Annotated in this window: 23 protein-coding genes; 18 read left to right on the forward strand and 5 right to left on the reverse strand. The window is 61.6% G+C overall.

Going from position 1 to position 25082, the window contains the following annotated elements:
- Positions 1 to 16 precede the first annotated feature (16 nt).
- The 3 genes from VFW93_RS10180 to VFW93_RS10190 all read left to right on the forward strand — a co-directional run bounded on the left by VFW93_RS10180 (position 17) and on the right by VFW93_RS10190 (position 1946).
- A complete protein-coding gene (locus VFW93_RS10180; protein WP_329693882.1) occupies positions 17 to 640 on the forward strand; it encodes a 50S ribosomal protein L25/general stress protein Ctc in 624 nt (207 codons plus the stop codon).
- Positions 641 to 730: 90 nt separating this feature from the next.
- Complete coding sequence (gene pth, locus VFW93_RS10185; protein ID WP_329693883.1) at positions 731 to 1390, forward strand: aminoacyl-tRNA hydrolase; 660 nt, start codon at positions 731 to 733, stop codon at positions 1388 to 1390.
- 46 nt (positions 1391 to 1436) lie between these two features.
- The gene (locus VFW93_RS10190; RefSeq protein ID WP_329693884.1) at positions 1437 to 1946 is read left to right on the forward strand and encodes a hypothetical protein; all 510 of its coding nucleotides are present in this window, start codon (positions 1437 to 1439) and stop codon (positions 1944 to 1946) included.
- 31 nt (positions 1947 to 1977) lie between these two features.
- Here VFW93_RS10190 and VFW93_RS10195 read toward each other — a convergent pair whose 3' ends face one another.
- Genes VFW93_RS10195 through rsmD form a run of 3 tightly spaced genes read right to left on the reverse strand, consistent with a single transcriptional unit; the run spans position 1978 to position 3492 of the window.
- Positions 1978 to 2232, reverse strand: coding sequence for a YfhL family 4Fe-4S dicluster ferredoxin (locus tag VFW93_RS10195; protein ID WP_329693885.1), 255 nt, complete (start codon positions 2230 to 2232; stop codon positions 1978 to 1980).
- Positions 2233 to 2265: 33 nt separating this feature from the next.
- On the reverse strand, positions 2266 to 2766 hold the full coding sequence (gene coaD, locus VFW93_RS10200) for a pantetheine-phosphate adenylyltransferase (protein ID WP_329693886.1): 501 nt from the start codon (positions 2764 to 2766) through the stop codon (positions 2266 to 2268).
- 42 nt (positions 2767 to 2808) lie between these two features.
- Positions 2809 to 3492, reverse strand: coding sequence for a 16S rRNA (guanine(966)-N(2))-methyltransferase RsmD (gene rsmD / locus VFW93_RS10205; protein WP_329693887.1), 684 nt, complete (start codon positions 3490 to 3492; stop codon positions 2809 to 2811).
- Between the two features lie 58 nt (positions 3493 to 3550).
- Here rsmD and ftsY point away from each other — a divergent pair, with 58 nt between their 5' ends.
- Positions 3551 to 4675, forward strand: coding sequence for a signal recognition particle-docking protein FtsY (ftsY, locus tag VFW93_RS10210; RefSeq protein WP_329693888.1), 1125 nt, complete (start codon positions 3551 to 3553; stop codon positions 4673 to 4675).
- A 39-nt stretch (positions 4676 to 4714) separates the two neighbouring features.
- Here the strand turns inward: ftsY and VFW93_RS10215 are convergent, their stop codons facing one another.
- Positions 4715 to 5578, reverse strand: a complete 864-nt coding sequence (locus VFW93_RS10215; RefSeq protein WP_329693889.1) for a DUF2726 domain-containing protein — start codon at positions 5576 to 5578, stop codon at positions 4715 to 4717.
- A gap of 192 nt (positions 5579 to 5770) precedes the next feature.
- Positions 5771 to 7150, reverse strand: coding sequence for a signal recognition particle protein (gene ffh / locus VFW93_RS10220; RefSeq protein WP_329693890.1), 1380 nt, complete (start codon positions 7148 to 7150; stop codon positions 5771 to 5773).
- A 32-nt stretch (positions 7151 to 7182) separates the two neighbouring features.
- Between ffh and VFW93_RS10225 the strand changes: the two genes are divergently transcribed.
- The 14 genes from VFW93_RS10225 to VFW93_RS10290 all read left to right on the forward strand — a co-directional run bounded on the left by VFW93_RS10225 (position 7183) and on the right by VFW93_RS10290 (position 24999).
- Entirely contained in the window at positions 7183 to 8046 is an 864-nt protein-coding gene (locus VFW93_RS10225; RefSeq protein ID WP_329693891.1) for a cytochrome C assembly family protein, read from the forward strand.
- Positions 8047 to 8065: 19 nt separating this feature from the next.
- Complete coding sequence (locus VFW93_RS10230; RefSeq protein ID WP_329693892.1) at positions 8066 to 8314, forward strand: PP0621 family protein; 249 nt, start codon at positions 8066 to 8068, stop codon at positions 8312 to 8314.
- A 12-nt stretch (positions 8315 to 8326) separates the two neighbouring features.
- Positions 8327 to 10183 (forward strand): sensor histidine kinase, encoded by a 1857-nt coding sequence (locus VFW93_RS10235; RefSeq protein WP_329693893.1) that lies wholly within the window; start codon positions 8327 to 8329, stop codon positions 10181 to 10183.
- Entirely contained in the window at positions 10180 to 11730 is a 1551-nt protein-coding gene (locus VFW93_RS10240; protein ID WP_329693894.1) for a sigma-54 dependent transcriptional regulator, read from the forward strand. Before VFW93_RS10235 ends, VFW93_RS10240 begins: the two co-directional genes overlap by 4 nt.
- Positions 11731 to 11740: 10 nt before the next feature.
- Complete coding sequence (gene ampD, locus VFW93_RS10245) at positions 11741 to 12337, forward strand: 1,6-anhydro-N-acetylmuramyl-L-alanine amidase AmpD (protein WP_329693895.1); 597 nt, start codon at positions 11741 to 11743, stop codon at positions 12335 to 12337.
- Positions 12338 to 12623: 286 nt separating this feature from the next.
- Entirely contained in the window at positions 12624 to 15488 is a 2865-nt protein-coding gene (locus tag VFW93_RS10250) for a ribonucleoside-diphosphate reductase subunit alpha (protein WP_329693922.1), read from the forward strand.
- A 228-nt stretch (positions 15489 to 15716) separates the two neighbouring features.
- Positions 15717 to 16931: a ribonucleotide-diphosphate reductase subunit beta gene (locus tag VFW93_RS10255; protein ID WP_329693896.1), complete on the forward strand. Its 1215-nt coding sequence runs from the start codon at positions 15717 to 15719 to the stop codon at positions 16929 to 16931.
- A gap of 171 nt (positions 16932 to 17102) precedes the next feature.
- Entirely contained in the window at positions 17103 to 17570 is a 468-nt protein-coding gene (locus tag VFW93_RS10260) for a histone H1-like DNA-binding protein (RefSeq protein ID WP_329693897.1), read from the forward strand.
- A gap of 112 nt (positions 17571 to 17682) precedes the next feature.
- Complete coding sequence (locus VFW93_RS10265) at positions 17683 to 18030, forward strand: DUF167 domain-containing protein (protein WP_329693898.1); 348 nt, start codon at positions 17683 to 17685, stop codon at positions 18028 to 18030.
- Positions 18031 to 18173: 143 nt separating this feature from the next.
- Positions 18174 to 18365: a hypothetical protein gene (locus tag VFW93_RS10270; RefSeq protein ID WP_329693899.1), complete on the forward strand. Its 192-nt coding sequence runs from the start codon at positions 18174 to 18176 to the stop codon at positions 18363 to 18365.
- Positions 18366 to 18462: 97 nt separating this feature from the next.
- Complete coding sequence (gene ettA, locus VFW93_RS10275) at positions 18463 to 20127, forward strand: energy-dependent translational throttle protein EttA (RefSeq protein WP_329693900.1); 1665 nt, start codon at positions 18463 to 18465, stop codon at positions 20125 to 20127.
- A gap of 314 nt (positions 20128 to 20441) precedes the next feature.
- Positions 20442 to 21464, forward strand: a complete 1023-nt coding sequence (locus tag VFW93_RS10280; RefSeq protein WP_329693901.1) for a hypothetical protein — start codon at positions 20442 to 20444, stop codon at positions 21462 to 21464.
- 209 nt (positions 21465 to 21673) lie between these two features.
- A complete protein-coding gene (locus VFW93_RS10285; RefSeq protein WP_329693902.1) occupies positions 21674 to 22729 on the forward strand; it encodes a putative solute-binding protein in 1056 nt (351 codons plus the stop codon).
- Positions 22730 to 22851: 122 nt separating this feature from the next.
- Positions 22852 to 24999: a TRAP transporter large permease subunit gene (locus VFW93_RS10290; protein WP_329693903.1), complete on the forward strand. Its 2148-nt coding sequence runs from the start codon at positions 22852 to 22854 to the stop codon at positions 24997 to 24999.
- The last annotated feature ends 83 nt before the right edge of the window (positions 25000 to 25082 follow it).

Genomic DNA, 25082 nt, shown 5'->3' on the forward strand with positions numbered 1-25082 from the left:
CAACTTGGAGTACTCCATGAAATTCACCGCTTTTGAGCGTAGCCTGCAGGGGACCGGAGCGAGCCGCCGCCTGCGCAATTCCGGCAAGACACCTGGCATCGTTTACGGTGCCGGCCAAGAGCCAAAGAACATCGAGCTGGACCACAATGCGCTGTACCACGCCATGCGCAAGGAAGCCTTCCACTCTTCCATCCTCGAGATGGAACTGAATGGCAAGGTTGAAAAGGTTCTGCTGCGCGACTACCAGGCTCACCCCTACAAGGCCCTGGTTCTGCACGTTGACTTCCAACGCGTTGACGCCACCACCCGCATCCACAAGAAGGTGCCCGTGCACTTCGTGAATGAAGCCGAGTCTCCTGCCGTCAAGCTGGACAAGTGCATCATCAACCACGTCACCACCGAACTGGAAATCGAGTGCCTGGCTGAACAGCTGCCTGAATTCCTGACTTGCGACCTGAGCAAGGCCGTCAAGGGTCAAGCTTTCGGCGTGGAAGACCTGGGCCTGGCTGCCCACATCAAGGTGCTGACGCACGGCCGCAAGGCACCGACCCTGGCTACCGTGGTCGAGCCCGTGGAAGAAGTCATCGCCGCGCCCGTGGCTGCTGCCGAACCCGCCAAGGGCAAGAAGGGCAAGAAGTAATCACTTCTTCCTTTGCGCTTTGGCAAGTCAAGCCCCGCTCAAGCGGGGCTTTTCTTTTTGTGGATGCCACTCCGATAATCCGCACCCATCATGATTCGACTGTTTGTAGGACTCGGTAACCCCGGCCCGGAATACGAAGACACCCGCCACAATGCGGGCTTCTGGTTCATTGACGACCTGGCTCGTCGCTTTGGCGTCTCGCTGCAGCCCGACCGCGCCTATCACGGCCTGGTGGCACGCGCCAACCTGCCCCAAGGTCCCGTCTGGCTGCTGCAACCGCAGACCTACATGAACCTGTCGGGCAAGTCCGTGGCGGCGCTCGCGCGCTTCTTCAAGATCACACCGGAAGAAGTGCTGGTGGTTCACGATGAACTGGATCTCCTGCCAGGCCAGGTCAAGTTGAAGAAAAGCGGCAGCCATGGCGGCCACAACGGCCTGCGTGACATCCACGCGCAACTGGGCACACCCGACTACTGGCGACTGCGCCTGGGCATCGGTCACCCCGGCCTCAAGCATGAGGTGGCCAACTACGTGCTGCGCAAGCCGCCGCAATCGGAACGCGAAGCCATCTTCAAATGCATCGGCCAATCGCTGGACGCGGTGGACGCCATGCTGGCGGGCGACATGAACAAGGCCGTGACCATCGTGCATGCGCAACCACAACGGCCCAAGCCGCCGCGCAAGGAGATGCCTGACCAGGCTGCGCCCGCCGGGCCAGATTCTGCGGCAGGCCGCAACGAAGCCAGTTGACAGCGCATCAGACGCTGCACGCACAAAAAACAAGGAGGAAATCAACATGAACCATCGCACACCCGCGCCAAAGCAGGGGCAGCCCCATGCCGGTCATCTTCTGTGCTTCTTGATGGCTGTGGTGTTCACAAGCTCCATGGCGCAAACCACGACGAACGACCAGCCGGCCAGGCCAAGCCAGTCCTGGCGCTGCACGGCCACATCCGGCCAGATCAGCTACAGCCAACACCCCTGCGAGGCAGGCGGCGAACTGGTCACACTCAAGGATGCACGCACGCAGGGCCAGCAACGCCAGGCCAAGGACAACAACGAACGAGATGCCAAGCTGGCAAGGCGGATGCAACGCGAGCGCCGGCACGAAGAGCGCATGGCCGCGAAAGAAGACGCCATCAGCCTGTCAGGCAATGGCAAGCCACATGTCATCCGCAGCACGCCCAACACGCATGCACCGGTGCCCATCAGCGACATGACCAGGCCCATCCGCATCAAGTCAAACAAAAAGGCCGCGCCATCTTCGACGCTGCCTTCTGCGGGTACGGCAATCAGGGCGCTGTGAAGCACCGCTGACCGGCTTCAGCCCCCTTCCCTCAAGCTGCTTTTTCCTGCAGTTTGCGGTACTTGGCCCACAACTGGTCCTTGGTTTCCACATGCTCCGGGTTGACCGGGATGCACTCGACGGGGCAGACCTGCACGCATTGGGGTTCGTCGAAGTGGCCGACGCACTCCGTGCACTTGGCTGGATCGATCACATAGATGGTTTCGCCCATCGAGATAGCCTGGTTGGGACACTCGGGTTCGCACACATCACAGTTGATGCATTCGGAGGTGATGGTCAGGGCCATGAACTTCTGCCTGGATGGAGCGACCGAGCCGGCTCAGTCGGCCTTGCGCGACACGCGCTCATGAAGGCGAGCCAGCACGCTGGGCGCCACGAATTTGGACACATCGCCCCCCAGCATCGCGATCTCGCGCACGAACGTGCCGGAGACAAACTGATATTGATCTGACGGCGTCAGGAACACCGTCTCGACGTCCGGCATCAACTGGCGGTTCATGCCGGCCATCTGAAATTCGTATTCGAAGTCGCTGACGGCGCGCAGGCCGCGCACGACCACCTTGCCACCGTTGTTCACAACGAAATCCCGCAGCAAACCCGAGAATGCGATCACCTCCACATTGCCGTAGTCGCGAGCCAGCTCCTTGGCCATGGCCAGGCGCTCGTCAATCGTGAACATCGTGCGTTTGTGGTGCCCTGCCGCTACCGCCAGAATCAGGCGGCCAAACAACTGGCTGGCGCGACGCATCAGATCGGCATGACCCAGGGTCATGGGGTCAAAGGTACCGGGATAGACAGCTGTCAGCGAGGAGGAACTCAATCGGGACTCCGAGGTGATGTGGCTTTGCGCGCAGTGTAAGGCTCAGGCCGCCGGATGCGACTGAATCTCGCCAGCAGCCACGCGTCGAAAAAGGTGAAAGTGCACTGCGCCGGCCTGGCCGTGGCGATGCGGCGCCAGTTGAGCCACCAGATCGGCGTGCTGCGCGGCCTCGGGCAGATCCTGCAAGGCGGCCGGCGACTCCAGGTAGATCCAGCCACCTTCGGGCACGCAATACAGCGCGCCCGCCAATGCCGCCCAGAACAGGGCCTCGTCAAAAGGTGGATCGAGAAACACCAGGTCAAACACACCGGCCTGACGAGGCTGGCGCATCCAGCTCACGGCATCGGCCTGCTGCAGCTTCACCTGCGTGGCCTTCAAGCGGGTCAGCGTGGCTTGCAGGTTGCGAACCAGGGCAGGCTCGCGCTCCAGCAAGGTGACCTCATCGGCGCCTCGCGATGCCGCTTCCAGGCCCAGCGCGCCACTTCCTGCAAAGGCGTCCAGCACCCGCCAGCCCGACAAGTCCTGCCCCAACCAGTTGAACAAGGTTTCACGGACACGGCCAGGCGTGGGACGCAAACCGGCAGACACCGGCACGGGCAGGACCGACCGCTTCCATTGGCCACCAATGAGGCGCACTTCCTGAGCTGCGGTGCGGGCCACCTTCTGAGCGGCCTTCGTCTGTGCACCCTTGATCGGGTCGGGTAGATTGGAACGTGTTGCGCTCATGTTGTCCTGTCGTGCGGTGACGCCTATTGTAAAAAGCGGCGGCTCTTACAATGCACGCATGTTCAGTTTCATCAAGAAAAAGCTGGGATGGGGATCCTCCCAGCCGGAAACCACGTCGGACCAGCCCGCCAAAGAGGCGCCTCAGACGTCGGCACCGGCTCCAGCAGCCTCGCCCGCACCTCAACAGCCTGCGGTGGTCAGCCCCCCTGCCCCGGCTGCCGCAGCCACGCCTGCTGTCACCGAGGACGCGCCCAAAGCACCCGCGCCCGAGCGCCGCTCCTGGCTGGACAAGCTGCGCGCCGGTCTTCGCAAGACAGGCTCCAGCATTGCCCAGGTGTTCACAGGCACCCAGATCGATGACGCCCTGTATGAGGAACTCGAATCGGCCTTGCTGATGGCCGATGCGGGCGTAGCGGCCACAGAGCACCTGCTGACCGACCTCAAGCGCCGCGTCAAGGAAACCAAGGCCACCGATCCTTCACAGGTCAAGAGCCTGCTGATCGATGCCATCACCGAACTGCTCCAGCCACTGGAGAAGTCTCTGGTCGTGGGGCTGCACACCCCCACCGTGATCATGGTGGCTGGCGTCAACGGCGCTGGCAAGACCACCTCCATCGGCAAGCTCACGCGCCATCTCTCTGACGCTGGCCAGAAGGTGCTGCTGGCCGCAGCCGACACCTTCCGCGCAGCGGCCCGCGAGCAACTGCTGGTCTGGGCCGATCGCAATCACGTCGAGATCGTGAGCCAGGAAGGCGGCGACCCGGCGGCCGTGACCTTTGATGCCGTGCAGGCGGGGCGCTCGCGCGGTTGTGACGTGGTCATTGCCGACACGGCCGGCCGCCTGGCCACGCAATTGCACCTGATGGAAGAACTCCGCAAGGTCAAGCGCGTGATCGGCAAGGCCATGGACACGGCGCCGCACGAAGTGCTGCTGGTCGTGGATGGCAACACAGGCCAGAACGCCCTGTCGCAGGTCAAGGCCTTTGACGAGGCCCTGGGCCTGACAGGCCTGATCGTGACCAAGCTGGACGGCACAGCCAAGGGTGGCGTGCTGGCAGCCATCGCCCTGTGGTCACGCGAACGGCATGCCGCCGTGCCGGTCTACTTCATCGGCGTGGGCGAAAAGCTGGAAGATCTGCAGACCTTCAGCGCCCGTGAATTTGCCCAGGCCTTGCTGGCCTGAGGCCTCGCCAGACATACGCGCGGTTGCAATTTCGATCAATCAGTGACGCTGAACGGCGCCCGTTTCCAGCGGCATGGCACTGGAATCGAGATCGTCGAACCAGGTTGAAGGCGGGGGCTCCTTGCGCTCGCCTTCTGGTGTGTCATCGGCATACGACCAGTCATCGAGCTGCAGATCCACCGCCGACTCGTTGACGCTCATGCCGTTCATGGCGCCAATCGGGCTCTGCATGGACGCCACCACGGCAGCCGCCTCGGCATCGCGCCGCGCCACACTGACGTCGTTATAGCCCGATCGGCCTGAGGTGTTGATGGCCGCACCCAGCACGGTCTCGCGGGCCACGGCAGGACCCGGCAAGGCGCCTTCCAGCCAGATGTGAACGGGAATGCGGGCTGCGGCCAGCACCTTGTCCATGCGTGCATGGCGACGCTGGCTGCGTTCCTTTTCCTTGGACATGGGCTGGCGGATCTCCACCACGGCAATCACCTGCGAGGCCATGTCACACACGACCAGGTCGGCACACAGGGAGCCGACACGGCGCAGCCATTCGCTGTACGAATTCTTGGTGGGCACCTTGATGAAACGCGCCACGGGCACCTGAGCCAGGATCACGTGATCCGGCAAGGCCTTGCGCAGAACGTGATAAGCGTCACGCTCCCCGGTGGTCAACACGCGCGTGGCCACGGGCTCCCAGCCGATCAAGGTGTCCAGGTTGTCCGCGGCATCGTCAGACGGCTTGCGGCCAAAGCGCGCCTTGCCTTCCTGGCGAGACTTGGATCTGGGGGCATCGCCTCGCCCTGGGCGGCTGGGTGCCGCCTGGTGATGCCGGCTGTACCACCACGCGCCGGCAATGCCGGCGGACCCCAGAATACCGGCCATCAAAACCGGCCAGGTTGCTACCATGTCCATCATCATTCAGGCCTTCCTGCCCAAGTCCACACCGGGCGCAAACAGCACCCGGCCTCATCAGGCTCATCGGCAAAGGCATGAACCGACTGAAGCCCCAGGTTGCATGCGCAACACATGTCACACACGCTAACAGGGGCCCCCGGCAGGGGTCAATCGGGTTTACAGACAGGGTCGTGACAAGCGGTATCAGCGCCCCATGCCGGGCAGGCCCTTCATGCCGCCCATGCGTTTCATCATCTTGAACAGCCCGCCGCCCTTCATCTTCTTCATCATGGTCTGCATCTGATCGAATTGCGTGAGCAGGCGGTTGACGTCCTGAATCTGCACGCCGGCCCCCTGGGCGATGCGGCGCTTGCGGCTGGCCTTGGTCTTGCCGTCCATCAGCAAGGCAGGCTGGCGGCGCTCCTTGGCCGTCATCGCGCTGATGATGCCTTCCATGCGACGCACGTCTCGCTCGGCCTTGCCCATATCCGCCTGGCCCGCCTTGGCAGCCAGCTCGGTGGGCAGCTTGTCGATAAGGCCGGACAAACCGCCCATCTTCTTCATCTGGCTGATCTGGGCCAGGAAGTCGTTGAAATCGAAGTCGGCACCGGACTTGAACTTGTCAGCCAGCTTTTGGGCGGCCTCGATGTCCACGCCCTTTTGCACTTCTTCAACCAGGGCGACGATGTCACCCATGCCCAGCACGCGGCCGGCATGGCGATCTGCATCAAAGACCTCCAGGCCGTCGATCTTTTCCGAGACACCCGCAAACTTGATGGGCACACCCGTGATCTGGCGCACCGACAGCGCCGCACCACCGCGAGAGTCACCGTCCAGCTTGGTCAGCACCACACCTGTCAGCGGCAAGGCATCCTTGAACGCCTTGGCCGTGTTGACGGCATCCTGACCTTGCATGGCGTCCACCACGAACAGCGTTTCGACTGGCTTGAGCAAGGCATGCAGGTCCTTGATTTCGGCCATCAGGACTTCGTCGATCGCCAGACGACCTGCCGTGTCGAACAGCAGCACATCAAAGTAATGGCGCTTGGCGTAATCGATCGCAGCCAGTGCGATGTCGTGCGGTTTCTGGCTGGGATCAGAGGGGAACCACTCGGCACCGGCCTGCGCGGTCACGGTCTTCAACTGCTCGATGGCGGCTGGACGGTAGACGTCGGCAGAGACCGTCAGCACCTTCTTCTTGCGCTTTTCGATCAGGTGCTTGGCCAGTTTGGCCGTGGTCGTGGTCTTGCCCGCGCCCTGCAGACCCGCCATCAGGATGATGGCTGGCGGTTGCGTGGCGAGGTTGATGTCGGAGATGCCCTCGCCCATTGTGGCGGCCATCTCCTTCTGGACGATGCTGACCAGGACCTGACCAGGCGTCAGCGAGGACACCACCTCCTGGCCCAGGGCTTTTTCCTTGACGCGGGCGATGAAGTCCTTGACGACCGGCAAGGCCACGTCGGCCTCCAGCAGTGCCATGCGGACCTCACGCAACATGTCCTGCACGTTGGATTCGGTGATGCGGGCCTGGCCGCGCATGGTTTTAACCAGGCGACTCAGTCGTTCTGTGAGGTTGGATGCCATGAAATAGCTGCTTGTGCTCTTAAACTCGAGACATGATTTTATCGCCCGCCTTGCTCACGTCTTCCACGTTCTGGCCCAGTTGCCTGGCAGTCCTGGCTTATGTGCTGGCCAGCGCTTGGCCTCTGCCCACAACCGGGCAAGGGCCAGCGCATCATGAAAGACCTGTCTGGGCGGCGCTTTGCCTGGGCTGGTTGGCGCAGGCTGGTGCCATTGTGCTGGATACCGTGGCTTTTGACGGGCCGGTCTGGCATGCCCGCTTCGGATTTGCCCCGGCCTTGTCCGTGACGACCTGGCTGGTACTGGCCGTGTATGCCCTTGAGAACCGTCGACTGGGCCTGCCCACCGTACGCCGCGCCCTGGCCATGCTGGCAGCGATCACCGTCACGCTGGCCTGGCTCTTCCCAGGACAGGCGCACGCCACGGTAGGCTCGCCCTGGGCGCCGCTGCACTGGCTCACCGGCTTCGCGTCATATGGACTGATCGGTGCCGCACTGCTGCACGCGGCCTTGCTCAGGCATGCAGAAAAGCAACTGCGTGCCAAACCCGCGTCTGGGCAGATCCCTTCCCCCGGGCTGCCCGGGCAGGCGCTGGGCATGCCCTTGTTGAGGCTGGAGTCGCTGACCCTGCGCTTTGTGGGCGCCGGTTTCGTGATGCTCAGCCTGACCTTGTTGCTGGGGGCCTTGTTTGCCACGCCCTGGCGCTGGGATCACAAGACCGTTTTTTCCGTGTTGTCATGGGTGGTTTTTGCCGTGCTGCTCATCGGCCGCGCACGATTTGGCTGGCGTGGCAGGCAGGCCGTGCGCTGGCTCGTGGCCGGCTCCACCTTGCTGCTACTGGCCTATGTCGGTTCGCGTTTCGTGCTTGAAGTGGTCCTGCACCGCGCCACCGCAGCCTGAGTCCTCTCACAAGCCCATCATGCTGAAATACCTGTTGCTCGCAGTGGTCATCATCTGGCTGTTCTATTCACCGGCCTTGCGCGGCAAACTTCAAGGTGGCAAGCCACCAAAGGCGCCTGCCCCCAACCCCACGCCGACCAAGGCGGAGAGCATGGTTCAGTGTGCGAACTGCGGCGTGCACCTGCCCGAGGGCGAAGCCCTCAAGGATGGTCACGGGCAACCCTACTGCAGCGCTGCACACCGGCAAGCCGGCCCTGGCCGCGCCTGAACGCCCTCACCCATGCCGCCAACAACGCCTCGCGACTCCCACGCCTCCTGGTTCGGCGCACCGCCAACCGCTGACGCCTGGGTTGATCCCGGCATGACGGAAACGGCCTTTGCCGAAAGCACGCAGGCTTACGCTGCCCCGCAACCGCAGGACAAGAGCCCGCCAGCCAGAAGCGTCAGCGAAAACAACCGGCCCTCCTTCCATCGGATCTACCGCGCCTTCCTGAGTGCCCGCTTTGCGCTGGCCATCGTGCTGCTGGGACTCGTGGTGGGCTCCTGGCTGCTGGGAGGACGCCCGCCCCTGTGGCTTTTCCTGTCCACGGTGGGTTACGCCATCGTCACGGTCGCCTTGCTGACCTTGCCCATCAGGACCGAGGGCAACCGGACCGAGTTGCAATCCCTGAGACCCCGACAAGCACTGGCCAGCGTCGGCCTGGATCTGGCCTTTTTCGCACTGATGCACTATTTCACCGGTAGCGCGGTGAACTCGCAGGCCTTGCTGGTGCTACCCGTGCTGATGGCCGCTGTGCTGATGACGCGCGTCATGGCGCTGGGCGTGGCAGCAGCAGCCACGCTCAACCTGCTGGCTGCGGCCCTGCTGCAAGGTGGCGACAGCGGCAACCTGACTGCCTTGATGACCCAAGCTGGCCTGACCGGCTTCGGCCTGTTCGCCATTGCAGCACTGGCCAGTGAATTGTCTGCACGCCTGGCCAAGGAGGAGCGCAGTGCGCGAGGCAGCCTGGAGCTGGCACGACAACAAGCCCAGCTCAATCGCCTCGTGATTGAAGAAATGACCGAAGGCGTGATGGTGGTGGATAGACAGGGCCGCGTGCGCACCGCCAACCCCGCCGCCCGACGCTTGCTGGCTTCGCAAGGCCTTGTCCCGCCCGCCCCCTTCCAGTTGAGGGGCGTGCCAGCCTGGGCCGATCTGATCAAGGCCGTCGAGCGTGCTCAAGGCAGCCCGCAACGCGCGGAAGACGGGCAGGACGTCAAGCTCCAGTTCGACGATCAGACACAGCGCGACCTGAGGCTGCGCGTACGTTTCACCAAAGGCAAGGGCGGGCGTACCCCCGAAGACATGTGCGTGATGTTGCTGGAAGACCTGCGCGCCGTACGCACCCGCCAGCGTCAGGACAAGCTCGCCGCCATGGGCCGCATGTCGGCCGGCATCGCGCACGAGATACGCAACCCCCTGGCAGCGATCGCCCAGGCCAATGCCCTGCTGGCCGAAGATGCAGCCACAGCCACGCAGAAAAAGCTGACCCAGCTGGTGACGGACAACGTCGGCCGACTCAAGCACATCATCGATGACATCCTGGCCGTGGCCCCCGGCGTGCGCCCGCCCGCACCGGCCATCGATCCGATCGAAACGATCGTGGCCATCTGCAATGACTGGCGCAGCACGCAAGGCCTGGCAAGCGGTGATGAGAGCCTGCTGGACATCGACACCTCCGGCTGCCAGAAGGCCCCCAGCTACCCCCACCTCAAGATCCGCTTCGAACCGGAACACCTGCAACGCGTGCTGGTCAACCTGCTGGACAACGCCTTGCGCTACAACACTGGCGAGCCAGGCGCCATCAACGTGACCCTGCGCTGGATGCCTTCTGCCGACCCGGCGGGCATGTTGATGCTGTCGGTCTCCAATGATGGCGACCCGGTGTCGGCCGATACCGAACGCTCCCTGTTCGAGCCCTTCTTTTCCACGCGCAGCCGTGGCACCGGCCTGGGCCTGTATATTTGCAGGGAACTGTGCGAGCGACACGGCGCCAACATCGACTACCGACTGCACCCTCTTCCCTTGCGCCATCGCAACGAATTCTTCGTCACGGTGCCCGTTGAGCCCTTGGCCGCGACCAACCACACCGCATGAGCAACACAGCCCAACATCGCCTGCTCGTCGTGGATGACGAGCCCGACCTGCGCACCTTGTATGAATTGACCCTGCTGCGCGAAGGCTATGACATCGAAACCGCTGGCAGCGTGGAAGAAGCCCGGCAATTGCTGGCCGAACATGCCTTCAGCGCCGTCATCACCGACATGCGCCTGCCCGATGGCACCGGGCTGGACATCCTGCGGCAGATCGAATCCGAAGGCCGCCGGGAAAAGGCCATCGTCATCACGGCATACGGTTCCGCCGAAAACGCCGTCAGCGCCCTCAAGGCCGGCGCATACGACTACCTGACCAAACCGGTTGACCTCAAACAGTTCCGATCCGTGGTGGCCTCCGCGCTGGGCAGTGCACATCTGCCAGCCGTGCAGAGTCCGACGGCATCCACCTCGGGCCCGACCAGTTCGCCCACCCTGCCCCCCACCATGCTGACGGACAAGAGCCGCACCGCCTTGTCACGGCTGGCGGGCAACAGCGTGGGCATGCAGCAGGTGCGCGTGATGATCGACAAGGTCTCGCGCAGCATGGCGCCCGTGCTGCTCTGGGGCGAATCAGGCACCGGCAAGGAACTGGTGGCGCGCGCCATCCACGACGTCAGCAGTCGCTCGGCACAACCTTTCATCGCCGTGAACTGCGGCGCCATCCCCGAACAATTGCTCGAAGCCGAGTTCTTCGGCTTTCGCAAAGGTGCATTCACCGGGGCAACGGAAGAACGCGAAGGCTTCTTCCAGGCAGCCAATGGCGGCACGCTGTTCCTCGACGAAATAGGTGACCTGCCCCTGGCCATGCAGTCCAAACTGCTGCGGGCGATTCAGGAACGTGCGGTGCGCGCCGTGGGCGCCACGCAGGAGGTTCTGGTGGACGTGCGCATCATCAGCGCCACACACAAGGACCTGCAGGCCGAGGTGCTGGCAGGCCGCTTCCGGCAGGATCTGTTTTATCGGCTCAACGTCATCCAGATCACCTTGCCCGCACTGCGCGAACGGCTGGAAGACCTGCATCAACTCAGTCAACGCATCCTGGAACGCATCGCCCACGAGGCGGGCCAGACCAGCGTGCCGCAGTTGAGCCTGGCCGCGCAATCCGCGCTGTTGAGCCATCGCTTCCCCGGCAATGTGCGTGAACTGGAGAACCTGCTGCACCGTGCGGTCGCACTCAGCGGGCACCACATGCTCGAGCCCGAAGACCTTGGCCTGTCGCAGCCCGAGCCCTCACTGGATCACATCACGATCGAGGTGCCGCCACCGATTCGCGCGACTGCCACGGGGAGAGATGTCGAACCGCCAGAGCAGCACGTCAAGGCCACTTTGCCTACCGACCTGGTCTCGCACCTTGACCAGATCGAACGGGACATCCTCGTGCAAGCGCTGGAACAACACCGCCTCAACCGGACCGCCGCCGGCGCCAGCCTGGGGCTGTCCCTGCGTCAGATGCGCTACCGCATGGCGCGTCTGGGCGTGCAGGTCACGGAGCATGGCATCGTGCTGGGCGAACGCTTCGACCCGGATGCCGATACCGATCCAGCCTGAGACCTCGGTCATGCCTGATTCGCACGTGATATGGCAGGACGGCTGGCTCCAGCATGCCCGCCGCATCCCCTCACCCAACTTCGGCCCACGTCCGGCAGGCACCAGCATCGACCTGGCCGTGGTCCACTCCATCAGCCTGCCGCCCGGCATTTATGGTGGCGACGAGATCGAGCGCCTGTTCACCAATCGCCTGGACTGGTCTGCGCATCCGTACTTTGAACAGATCCGCGGCACCGAGGTGTCGGCGCACTTCGTGATCCGGCGCACGGGTGAGTTGCTGCAGTTCGTGTCCGTGCAAGACAGAGCATGGCACGCGGGTCGTTCCAGTTGGCAGGGTCGAGACAATTGCAACGACTACAGCGTGGGCATTGAACTCGAAGGATTGGAAGACACCCCCTTCGAAGCCGCGCAATATGAAACGCTAGGCAGGCTGCTTGATGCGCTCGCACAACGCTGGCCCGTCACACAGATCGTGGGCCATGAGCATGTGGCACCAGGCCGCAAGCGAGACCCCGGATCCGCCTTTGACTGGGGCCATCTGCAAGCGCTCACAGGGCGCCCCGAAGGCCAGTTTGCCGGCTTGCAAAACCCATCGCAGACTGCCTAAACCGCTTCCCTGTCGGCTGTCATGGCGACTTCCCCCATTGGCGATTTCCCTTGTTTTTCCCCCTGTTCGCGGGGTGGGTGTAAAAAAGCGTTATAGTCACGCCCAGACACTACAGGTAGTGCTTCAAAGCACACCAAACACCAGATATAGTGTCCTCCGCAGTTGGCGATCGGTCACCCCGACCGCCTGATTTCAACAGGCTGAACCCCATCACCAGCCTGGCGATCCTGAAGGGAATTACATGCAAACGTCCACGCCCAGCACCATGCCTACTTCTGCCTCCGTCATGCCCGGCGCATCCGCCGCCGCCATGGCTGTCGAGCCTCGCCAGTCCGCGTACTCGGCCTACCAGATCATCCGACGCAATGGTGCGGTCGTCTCGTTCGAACCCAGCAAGATTGCCGTCGCCCTGATGAAGGCCTTCCTGGCCGTGCACGGCACGCAAGGTGCCGCATCGGCTTCCGTGCGCGAAACCGTGGATGGCCTGACCGAAGCCGTTGTTCGCGGCCTGCTGCGCTCGCGTCCAAGCGGTGGCACCTTCCATATTGAAGACATCCAGGATCAGGTCGAACTGTCCTTGATGCGCGGTGGTCACCACGAAATCGCCCGTGCTTACGTGCTGTACCGCGAGCGTCGTTCGCAAGAGCGCGCCAAGCAGGCCGATGCACAACAGGCTGCCGCCCTGCCCACCCTGACCGTGATCGACCGTGGTCAACGCGTTCCACTGGATCTGGCCCGCCTGCAAGCCCTGATCGTGGAAGCCTGCTCGGGCCTGGGCGATGACGTCAAGGCCGGCCCCATCCTGGCCGAGACCCAACGCAATCTGTACGACGGCGTCTCCATCGACGAGGTCTACAAGGCCGCCATCCTGGCCGCCCGCACCCGCATCGAGCACGACCCCGCCTATACCCGTGCCACGGCTCGCCTGCTGCAACACACCATCCGCCGCGAAATCCTCGGCGATGAAGTGACGCACGCCGAAATGGCCACGCGCTACGCCGAGTACTTCCCTCAGTTCATCAAGAAGGGTGTGGAAGCCGAGCTGCTGGATGACCGCATGCAGCAGTTCGACCTGGCCCGCCTGGGCGCCGCGCTCAAATATGAGCGCGACCTGAACTTCGACTACCTCGGCCTGCAGACCCTGTACGACCGCTACTTCCTGCACCACGAAGGCAAGCGCATTGAAATGCCGCAAGCTTTCTTCATGCGCGTCGCCATGGGCCTGGCCCTCAATGAAATCGACCGCGAAGCACGCGCCATCGAGTTCTATGAACTGCTGTCCTCGTTCGACTTCATGTCGTCGACCCCCACGCTGTTCAACTCCGGCACCCGTCGCTCGCAACTGTCGTCGTGCTACCTGACCACCGTGCCCGATGACCTCGACGGCATCTACGAAGCCATCAAGGAAAACGCCCTGCTGTCCAAGTTTGCTGGCGGCCTGGGCAACGACTGGACGCCAGTGCGCGCGCTGGGCTCGCACATCAAGGGCACCAATGGCAAGTCGCAAGGCGTGGTCCCCTTCCTGAAGGTGGTCAACGACACCGCTGTGGCCGTGAACCAGGGTGGCAAGCGCAAGGGCGCCGTCTGCGCCTACCTGGAATCGTGGCACCTGGACGTTGAAGAGTTCCTGGAACTGCGCAAGAACACCGGTGACGACCGCCGTCGTACCCACGACATGAACACGGCCAACTGGATCCCCGACCTGTTCATGCGCCGCGTGATGGAAGGTGGCGACTGGACCCTGTTCTCGCCCGCCACCTGCCCTGATCTGCACGACAAGTTCGGCAAGGCATTCGAAGAGGCCTACACCGCCTACGAAGCCAAGGCTGACCGCGGCGAGATCAAGCTGTTCAAGCGCGTGAAGGCCACGGACATGTGGCGCCGCATGCTGTCGATGCTGTTCGAAACCGGCCACCCCTGGATCACCTTCAAGGACGCCTGCAACGTTCGCTCGCCTCAACAACACGTTGGCGTCGTGCACTCGTCGAACCTGTGTACCGAGATCACCCTGAACACCAACGGTGGCGAAATCGCCGTGTGCAACCTGGGCTCGGTCAACCTGGCTCAGCACATCAAGGATGGCATGATCGACCAGGAGAAGGTCAAGAAGACGGTGAAGACGGCGATGCGCATGCTCGACAACGTCATCGACATCAACTACTACGCCGTCAAGAAGGCACGCGACTCCAACCTGCGTCACCGCCCCGTCGGCCTGGGCATCATGGGCTTCCAGGACGCGCTCTATCAATTGCGCACGCCTTACGCCAGCCAGGAGGCGATTGAATTTGCCGATCGCTCGATGGAAGCTGTCTGCTACCACGCCTACTGGGCCTCGACCGAACTGGCTGAAGAGCGCGGCCGCTATTCCAGCTACCGTGGCTCGCTGTGGGATCGCGGCATCCTGCCGATCGACTCGCTCAAGCTGCTGGCCGAGCAACGTGGCGGCTACGTTGAAGTCGACACCTCGACTTCGATGGACTGGGATGCCCTGCGTGCCCGCATCGCCATGTTCGGCATGCGCAACTCCAACTGCGTGGCCATCGCGCCGACCGCCACCATCTCCAACATCATTGGTGTGGACGCTTCGATCGAGCCTTCTTTCGGCAACCTGTCCGTGAAGTCCAACCTGTCGGGTGAATTCACCGTGGTCAACGAGTACCTGGTGCGCGACCTGAAGAAGCTGGGCCTGTGGGACGACGTCATGGTCATGGACCTCAAGCACTTCGACGGTTCGCTGCGCCGCATCGACCGCGTGCCTGAAGAGCTCAAGAACCTGTACGCCACCGCTTTCGAAGTCGAACCGGTGTGGCTGGTTGAAGCCGCGTCGCGTCGCCAGAAGTGGATCGACCAGGCGCAGTCGCTCAATATCTATATGGCAGGCGCATCGGGCAAGAAGCTCGACGAGACCTACAAGCTCGCATGGGTGCGTGGTCTCAAGACCACCTACTACCTGCGCACCATCAGCGCCACGCATGCAGAGAAGTCGACCGTGTCTCGCGGCCAGCTCAATGCCGTGTCCAACATGGTGGGTGGCGGCATGAACGCTGCACCGCAGCAAGCACAAGCACCTGCTGAAGTGGCACAGGCCGAACCTGCGACCGACATCAAGTTCTGCTCGATCGACAACCCCGATTGCGAAGCTTGCCAATGACCATGAGTTGCGAGTGATCAATGCACGATGACTCGCACTTCATCAACATGAACAACAAGGCCTCAACATCTCCATCAAGGTGTGAGGCCTTGTTCAACTGATGACCTTTCAGCGTCTTCTTGATGCATTTCGATGCAAGCCCGCAACAACCACGGGCCTTTCATGTCAAGAAGTGCTTGGTGTTTTTAACAACACCCTTTCATAATCCGACTCCATAGGATGTTCACCATGCTGGTCTGGGAAGACGACTCCTCCAACTCATCTTCAATGCCCATCGGTTCTGTGCCCTCTTCGCTTGGCGATGCACGGAACACGGCCTCGTCACCTCTCGCGACTGGCCAGGCAAGCATTGCATCCGGCGCACCAGGCGCAAGCACCATGCCCTCCACCACACCGACACCCACAGCCCCCATTGGTGGCTCGACGCGTCGTGTGAACGTGGCCGACAAGCGCATCATCAATGGTCAGACCGACGTCAACCAGCTGGTGCCTTTCAAATACAAGTGGGCCTGGGAAAAGTATCTGGCCACCTGCGCCAACCACTGGATGCCACAAGAAGTGAACATGTCTCGCGACATCGCCTTGTGGAAGGACCCCAATGGCCTGAGCGAAGACGAGCGCCGCATCATCAAGCGCAACCTCGGCTTCTTCGTCACGGCCGACTCGCTGGCTGCCAACAACATCACGCTGGGCACCTATCGCCACATCACGGCGCCCGAGTGCCGCCAGTTCCTGTTGCGTCAGGCTTTTGAAGAAGCCATCCACACCCACGCCTATCAATACATCGTTGAATCGCTGGGCCTGGATGAGTCCGAAATCTTCAACGCCTATCACGAAGTCCAGTCCATCCGCGACAAGGACGAGTTCCTGATCCCCTTCATCGAAGCGATCATGGACCCGAACTTCAAGACCGGCACGATGGAGACCGATCAGACGCTGTTGAAGTCGCTGATCGTGTTCGCCTGCCTGATGGAAGGCCTGTTCTTCTACGTGGGTTTCACCCAGATCCTGGCACTGGGTCGTCAGAACAAAATGACGGGCGCCGCCGAGCAATATCAATACATCCTGCGCGATGAATCGATGCACTGCAATTTCGGCATCGACCTCATCAACCAGCTCAAATTGGAAAACCCACATCTGTGGACGGCGCAATTCAAGGCTGAAATCAAGGCGCTTTTCATTAAAGCTGTGGAACTTGAATACCGATACGCTGAAGACACCATGCCGCGTGGCGTGCTGGGCTTGAACGCGTCCATGTTCAAGGGCTACCTGAGATACATCGCGAATCGTCGCGCCACGCAGATTGGTCTGGAAGAGTTGTTCCCCAATGAAGAGAACCCCTTCCCCTGGATGAGTGAAATGATTGATTTGAAGAAGGAACGCAACTTCTTCGAGACCCGAGTTATTGAATACCAGTCGGGCGGTGCCCTGTCCTGGGATTGATTCCTCAGTGCCGCAAAGAGTGCACAAGAGCAAAAGGATCAACCCGGATATGTCCACCCGACCTACCCCATTCATCACACCGCGCTCAGATCCTAGGGGGCGATGGGTGATGGATCCCTGTACTGCAATCCGCAGTGCAGTGCTCTTTGCAACTTGATCAAGGAGATCCGTATGGCAACTGCAAAAAAAGTGGCACCCAAGAAGGCTGCCCCGGCTAAGAAGGCCGCTGTGAAGAAGGCCGCGCCCGCCAAGAAGGCCGCCGTGAAGAAGGCCGCTCCTGCCAAGAAGGCAGCAGTGAAGAAGGCCGCTCCTGCCAAGAAGGCAGCAGTGAAGAAGGCTCCAGCCAAGAAGGCTGCAGTGAAGAAGGCCGCACCGGCCAAGAAAGCTGCCGTCAAGAAGGCGCCTGCCAAGAAGGCTGCAGTGAAGAAGGCTGCACCTGCCAAGAAGGCTGCCGTCAAGAAGGCCGCACCGGCCAAGAAGGCTGCTGCCAAGAAGGCCCCGGCGAAGAAGGCTGCTGCGAAGAAGCCTGCTCCCGCCAAGCCTGCCCCTGCTGCCCCCAAGAAGGCCGCTGCCCCAGCCGCGAAGACCACGCTGAGCCCTCAAGCTGCGTGGCCCTTCCCGACCGGCAACAAGCCCTGATTCAAGCAACTGAATCGGCATCTGTCTGATCCCAGGACAGGCAGATGTTTCCCAACCCGGCTTCGGCCGGGTTTTTCATTTTCAGTGTCCTTGCGGCATCATGGCGCCCGACATGACCACGCCTGCCCCATCTTCATCTTCATGGCCCTGCATGCGCCTGGACGGCAAAGGCAAGGACCAACGCGTCGTGCTCGACATCAGCGTCTCACCCAACGCCAGGAAAACAGAGCTGGTCGGGTGGCACGATGGCGCCCTGCGCATACGCCTGTCCGCCCCACCGGTTGACGGTGCAGCCAATGACGCGCTGCGCAAATGGCTGTCCAAGGAGCTGGGCATCCCGCAAAACCAGGTCGAACTTCTGCGCGGCGCATCCGGCCGACGCAAGCAATGGGCACTGTGTATCGAGCCACAGAAAGTCGAAGCTTGGCTGGCTGTACAAACCACATTGCAAAACAGCTGACCCCGCGTTTGGGCAGTCCTCTTTCATCACCCCTTAATCAAGCGCTACCCCGACAGGCGCGGCAGGGCTACAGTCCTTCCATGCCGTCAGCGTCTAGCCCTGCGCCCGGCCAGGAAGTTCCAAAGGGGCCGGAGAGCAAGGACATGTCCCACCCCAACACCCCCGATTCCAGCCAGAACCAGTTGCTGGAAGTCCAGGCCGCCCTGTTCAGCCTGCGCGATGGTCTGATGAATCTGAAGATGTCCCTGCAGGAACTGGCCTTCATGACCGATGAAACCGCCCAGCGCGAGGCCATGACCGAAGCTGAAAACCTGATCATGCGTCTGCGCGGTTGAATCCCCGCGGATAAAGGCATCAAAAATACGTAAAGGGCCGCGGCTTGCCTTAAGCTACGCGGTTTGATCCAAGTTACTCGCTTCAAGCGAGCGCGCCATGGCCCAGTACGTTTTTACAATGAACCGCGTCGGGAAGATCGTCCCCCCGAAGCGTCAGATCCTCAAAGACATCACCCTGAGTTTCTTCCCGGGCGCCAAGATCGGCGTGCTGGGTGTGAACGGCTCCGGCAAGTCCACCTTCCTGAAGATCATGGCAGGCGTGGACAAGGACATCGAGGGCGAAGCCGTCCCGATGCCCGGCATCAAGATCGGCTACCTGCCTCAGGAACCCCAACTCAACCCCGAACAGACCGTTCGCGAAGCGGTTGAAGAAGGCATTGGCGGCGTGCTGGCTGCCAAGAAGCGCCTCGATGAGGTGTATGCCGCTTACGCCGAACCCGACGCTGACTTTGATGCACTGGCCGCCGAACAAGGCGAGCTGGAAGCCATCATCGCGGCCGGCGGCTCCGAGAACACCGACCTGCAACTCGAACTCGCCGCCGATGCGCTGCGCCTGCCCGCCTGGGATGCCGTCATCGGCAACCTGTCCGGTGGTGAAAAGCGTCGTGTTGCCCTGTGCCGCCTGCTGCTGTCCAAGCCCGACATGCTGCTGCTCGACGAACCAACCAACCACTTGGACGCCGAATCCGTGGACTGGCTGGAGCAGTTCCTGCAGCGCTTCTCCGGCACCGTGGTGGCCATCACCCACGATCGCTACTTCCTGGACAACGCCGCCGAGTGGATCCTGGAACTGGACCGTGGCGCAGGCCACCCCTACAAGGGCAATTACTCCGACTGGTTGGAAGCCAAGGAAAAGCGCCTGGAACAGGAACAGCGCACCGAAGACGCCCGCACCAAGGCACTGAAGCAGGAACTGGAATGGGTTCGCAAGAACACCAAGGGTCGCCAGGCCAAGAGCAAGGCCCGTCTGGCCCGCTTCGAAGAACTGAGCGACGTCGAATACCAGAAGCGCAACGAGACGAACGAAATCTTCATCCCCGTGGCCGAACGCCTGGGCAATGAAGTCATCGAGTTCAAGAACGTCACCAAGTCTTTTGGCGACCGCTGCCTGATCGACAACCTGAGCTTCAAGGTGCCTGCAGGCGCCATCGTCGGCATCATCGGCCCCAACGGCGCCGGCAAGTCCACGCTGTTCCGCATGATCCAGGGCGTCGAGACGCCGGACAGCGGCGAAGTCACCATCGGCAAGACCGCTCAACTGGCCTTTGTGGACCAGAGCCGTGAAGGCCTGGCGGCCGACAAGACCGTGTGGGAAGACGTGTCCGGTGGCCTCGACAACATCGTGGTCGGCAAGTTCGTGATGCCTTCGCGTGCCTACATCGGTCGCTTCAACTTCAAGGGCAACGACCAGCAGAAGCTGGTGGGCAATCTGTCCGGTGGTGAACGTGGTCGCCTGCACCTGGCCAAGACACTGGCTCAAGGCGGCAACGTGCTGATGCTCGACGAACCCTCCAACGACCTGGACGTCGAAACCCTGCGTGCACTGGAAGACGCCCTGCTGGAGTTTGCCGGCAGCGCCATGATCATCTCCCACGATCGCTGGTTCCTCGATCGCATCTGTACGCACATCCTGGCCTGCGAAGGTGATTCGCAATGGTTCTTCTTCGACGGCAACTATCAGGAATATGAAGCCGACAAGAAAAAGCGCCTTGGTGAAGAAGGTGCGCGCCCCAAGCGTGTGCGTTTCAAGCCCATCCGCTGATCCATTTGCTGAATCACTTCATGCACCACATCAAAGCCCGTCGCCGACGGGCTTTTTTTTCGTCACTTTCGCTTGCCATTCGGGGGCTATCCCTAGGGTTTACGTCAGAGGGGGCACCCCCTGCGGGGGCTAGAATTTCGAGGAATTTTTGGCATTGGCAGATGCGCCCAAAGTGCTCAGTGAAAACTGGTGACACAAACGATTCAGGGACCCGGGTGAAGGTTTGCCAAGTGACAAATAAACAGAACCTTGCCCCATACCGGCCCTGGCCCCGAAGCCGGTAAATACTGACGATTCTTGCTGGAGACTTCTTGATGACCCCTCGGATTACCCGCCTGCTCGCATCAACCGCCGTGGCCGTTTCGGCGCTGACCATGGGTGGTTGCGCCCTGATCGAGTCCAATGTGAGCGGCACGACACTCAGCATTCTGGAAGATGGCTTCACGCCTCCCACCCTGCAAGGTCGCGACGTTGAAATGGCTTGCAGCTTTGCGATGGTCAACGGCCCCCTGGTCGGTGCTGCTCGCAATTTCTATGGTGACCCTTCCCTGATGGAATCGGTGCTGATGTCCTCGGCTGGCGTGTGCTCCGAGAACCAGGCCATCGCCGAAGAAATGCGCTACTTGCGCGCTGCCCGTGAAAAGCGCGCCGACGAAGCCCAGGACGCTCGCATCGCCCAGAAGCGCCTGCTGGCCGTCGCTGCAGAGCGTCAGTACACCGCCTTCTACCGCATGCGCAACAAGCTGGAGCAGAAGTACTTCTTCAAGTACGGCTCAACCTGCCCCGCCTTCAAGCGTGACTTTGACGAACTGGTGTACCTGCTGGGCTCTGTAGCCGGCCTGCAAGCCATGCAGAACGACATCGCCGCTCAACAGGTCGTGGGCGTGCCCACCGACACCGCGCCGCTGGTTGAAAAGGCCATGAACTGCCTGGACAACAACAAGTGGTGGGGTGCGCCTCAGGCCGCTCGCGCTGCCGTGTGGAGCATCCTCCCCGGCGGCTCTGACGGCAAGGACGTCAAGGGCACGTTCGACGTCTCCATGAAGCTCGGCGAACTCGCTGGCGTGCGCCTGTCCCACGTGATGGCCGCCGTGGCCTATCAGTCGCTCGATGACAAGGCCGCCGTGCGTCAGATCATCAAGCGCTTCACAGCCAACAAGGACTTCAAGCCCAACGCCGACTATCGCCTGATCGACGCCATTGCCCAATCCCAGCTGATGAACGTGTCCGACCGCATGTGGACACAAGGTGCAGGCACCCGCACCCCGATCGCCAGCCTGGGCAAGTTCTGGGATGAGAAGGCCGTCGACATCGACGCCGACAGTTTTCTCAAGTGATTGATGTCGGTTAACGATAGATCATGCCAAGGGAATTCCCTTCCCCCGTGTGTGTGGGAAGGGGTTTACCTCAAGAAACCGTTGACCAGATATAGTTACAAAGCTGACGATACAGATCACGACAAGTGATCGATTTTGTGTGCCGGAAAAGCGGCAGAGTACAGGGGACCCTCAGCGGCCCCCTGGCTTTTTTTTGGTTCCGAGGAGACATGATGAAGTTGGTCAAGAAATTGGGCAAAACCAGCCTGGCCGTGCTGGTGGCAATGGGTGCCGCCACGTCTGCCCAGGCTGCGCAGAAGGTTTGCGTTTACGACTTGCTGGGTACCGCCGGCGACCTCTTCAACATGGCCAAGGACTATGCCGTCGCCATGCAGAAGTACGGCGCCAGCGTCGAGCTCAAGGGTTACACCGACGAGCGCGTTGCCTCGGAAGACTTCCGTACCGGTCAATGTGATGGCGTGATTGCCACCGCCTTCCGCACACGCCAGTTCAACGCCGTGGCCGGCTCCATCGACACCCTCGGTGCCACCACCATCGTCAAGGACGGCAAGATCGACATCGCCGCCAGCTACGACGTGGTCCGCAAGATCATCCAGACTTACGCATCGCCTGCTGCGTCGAAGTACATGATCGACGGCAACTATGAAATCGGCGGCATCACGCCGCTGGGCGCCGCCTACCCGATCCTCAACGATCGCAAGATCAACACGGTCGAAGCCCTGGCTGGCAAGCGCATTGCCTCGTTCGACTATGACAAGGCTCAGGCCGTGATGATCCAGCGCATCGGTGCACAACCGGTGTCGGCCGACATCACCAACTTCTCCACCAAGTTCAACAACGGCTCGGTGGACATGATTGCAGCCCCCACCATGGCCTACAAGCCGCTGGAGCTCTACAAGGGCATCGGCAAGACCGGTGGCATCACGCGCTTCCCGATCATGATCCTGACCTATCAGGTCGTGCTCAACAAGACCAAGTTCCCTGAAGGCTTCGGCGAGAAGTCGCGCGAATACTGGTCCAGCCAGTTTGACCGCGCACTGCAGCTGATCAAGCAGGCCGACGCCAGCATCCCTCCAGCCGCCTGGATGGAACTGAGCTCCGAGAACTCGTACAAGTACACCTTGATGCTGCGTGAATCGCGCATCGACATCGCGCAAAAGGGCCTCTACGACAAGGTGGGCCTGCGGATCATCAAGAAGATCCGCTGCAACGTGAACCCGGCTGACCCCGAGTGCTCAACCAAGTCAGAAGTAGAGTGGAAGTGATCCAGGCAGAGGCAGCCTGACCAGGCTGCCATGCAGTACTGCTGATACCGCCGAGGGGCCACCTGGCCCTTCCCCTTTGGACGGCTGATCAACACAAGGTCAGCACAGTCGCGTGATTGCCAATGAACACCCCTGACTCCCGAAAGATCCTGGGTCGAACCTTCCTCGAATGGTTCTCCAGCCTGCCCGTCTTTGCCCTGCTGTTGCTGACGCTGATCGTCGGCACGGGTGAGATGGTTCACGGCCAGTTGCTGAAACTGGGCGAATCCATGTTTGGTGACTCCCAGGCGCAGGTGCAGTATTTCATGCTGCGGGCCGAACCCACCAAACCCGACTGCGACGCCAATGTCAACGTCGATGCAGAACTGGCCAAACAACTGGCCGCACCCGCAACCAAGGGTGACGACATCGACGACATCTTCGGCGAGCAGAAGGCGGCCGATCCCGAGGTGCTGCGCAAGTCGATCGAGCAGGCCCTGACCATCTGCAAGGCCAAGCACGACATCTACAACAAGGTCCTGCAACACCAGACACCTCAGGTCAAGGCTTACCGTACGCTGGAAACCAGCTTCTTCGGCCTGTTCCAGGTGGGCACCGACAACCGGCCGCTGATCCTGTTGCTGATGGTGGCGATCGCCGCCATCACCACGACACTGGGCTTCCACCACATCGGCATCCGCCCCGGTCACTACACCAAGGACTACCTGCTGCAATCGGTATCCCAGGTGGTTTCATCGGGTTTGCTGTTGTTCTCGGCAGTGCGCTACTACCAGATCCTGCAAGGCTCCGGCGTGCCCATCGAACACCCGCTGATCCATTACATCTGGATGGCCTTGTTCACCATCCTGCTGCTGATCAACGTCAAGCGCGTGATCATGCCGGTCAAATCACCCCACGGTGAAGGTGACTGGTCCGGCGCCTTCCTGGCCATCCCGCTGTATGCACAGATGGCCACCGTGGCTGGCCTGTACTTCCTGATCAAGGGTCACCATGCAGGCCTGGCCATCTACATCAACCAGTTGATGGAACTGCCCAGCATCTTCATGAACCTGGGCCTGTTCATCTGGGCCGGCATGCTGCTCAAGCAAAGCCGCATCGTCGACATGTTCATGAACGTGCTGCGTCCATGGAACCTGTCCCCACAACTGCTGACCTACATCATCCTGATTGGGGCCTCGTTCGCGACGGCCTACACCGGCGCATCGGGTATCTTCGTGATCGCCGCTGGCGGCATCATCTATCACGAGGTGCGTGCCTCAGGTGGTTCGCGTCAGTTCGCGCTGGCCGCCACGGCCATGTCCGGTTCGCTGGGCGTGGTGCTGCGCCCCTGCCTGCTGGTGGTGTTCATTGCCGCGTTGAACAAGCAGGTGACCACATCCGGCCTCTACCACTGGGGCTTCTATGTGTTCCTGCTGACATCCACGCTGTTCTTCCTGGCTTCTCAGATGCTGCGCACCGAACGCGCCAACATCGAGTCGCCGATGGTGGCCATCCCCGCGATGATTCGCCAGTGCGTGCCGCTGCTGCCTTACGTGTTGCTCGTGATCGCCATCGTGGCCATCTATGAGTTCGCGCTGGAAACCAAGCTCAATGAAATCACGGCGCCGACCATCATGCCGGTGCTGCTGATCCTGATCCTGGTCTACGACAAGATGACCAACAGGGGCAAGGCAGAGATCACGCCTGACTACGCCAGCCACCGCCAGGACGGCGTCGAGACCTCGATCCGCTACGCCACGAACGAGACCATCGGCCACATCGGCGCCCTGCTCAGCCTGATGACGCTGTCGCTGGCCATGGGTGGCGTGATCGAACGCTCCGAAGTCATGGGCTTCTTCCCCAAGGTCTTCGAGAATCACTGGACGGCGATGGCCTTCCTGGTGGTGACCAAGGTGATCCTGGGCATGATCATGGATCCGTTCGGTGCTGTGGTGCTGGTGTCGGGCACGCTGGCTCCAATCGCTTACGCCAACAACATCGACCCGCTGCACTTCTGGATGATGACGCTGGTCGCGTTCGAGCTGGGTTACCTGCTGCCACCTGTTGCGCTCAATCAGTTGCTGACGCGTCAGGTGATTGGCGAAGAGGAAGTGACGGAAGCCGACGACGAAGTGAAGCACCTGGGCTTCTACCGTCGCTACGAACGCTGGGTCCTGCCGCTGGCCGTGATCACGGTTGGTCTGGTGGTGGTGTCGTTCGGCCCGCTGCTGATTCACGACTACCCTGGTCTGGCTTTCGTGAAGGACTGGTTCCCTGCGCCAGCACAGTAATACGCCAAGCGCATAACCAAATATGAACCCGGCTGAATGCACCGCATCAGCCGGGTTTTTTCTTGGTTTCACACAGGCTGACT

It is taken from the genome of Aquabacterium sp., from assembly GCF_036279675.1.
Taxonomy (GTDB): domain Bacteria; phylum Pseudomonadota; class Gammaproteobacteria; order Burkholderiales; family Burkholderiaceae_C; genus Aquabacterium.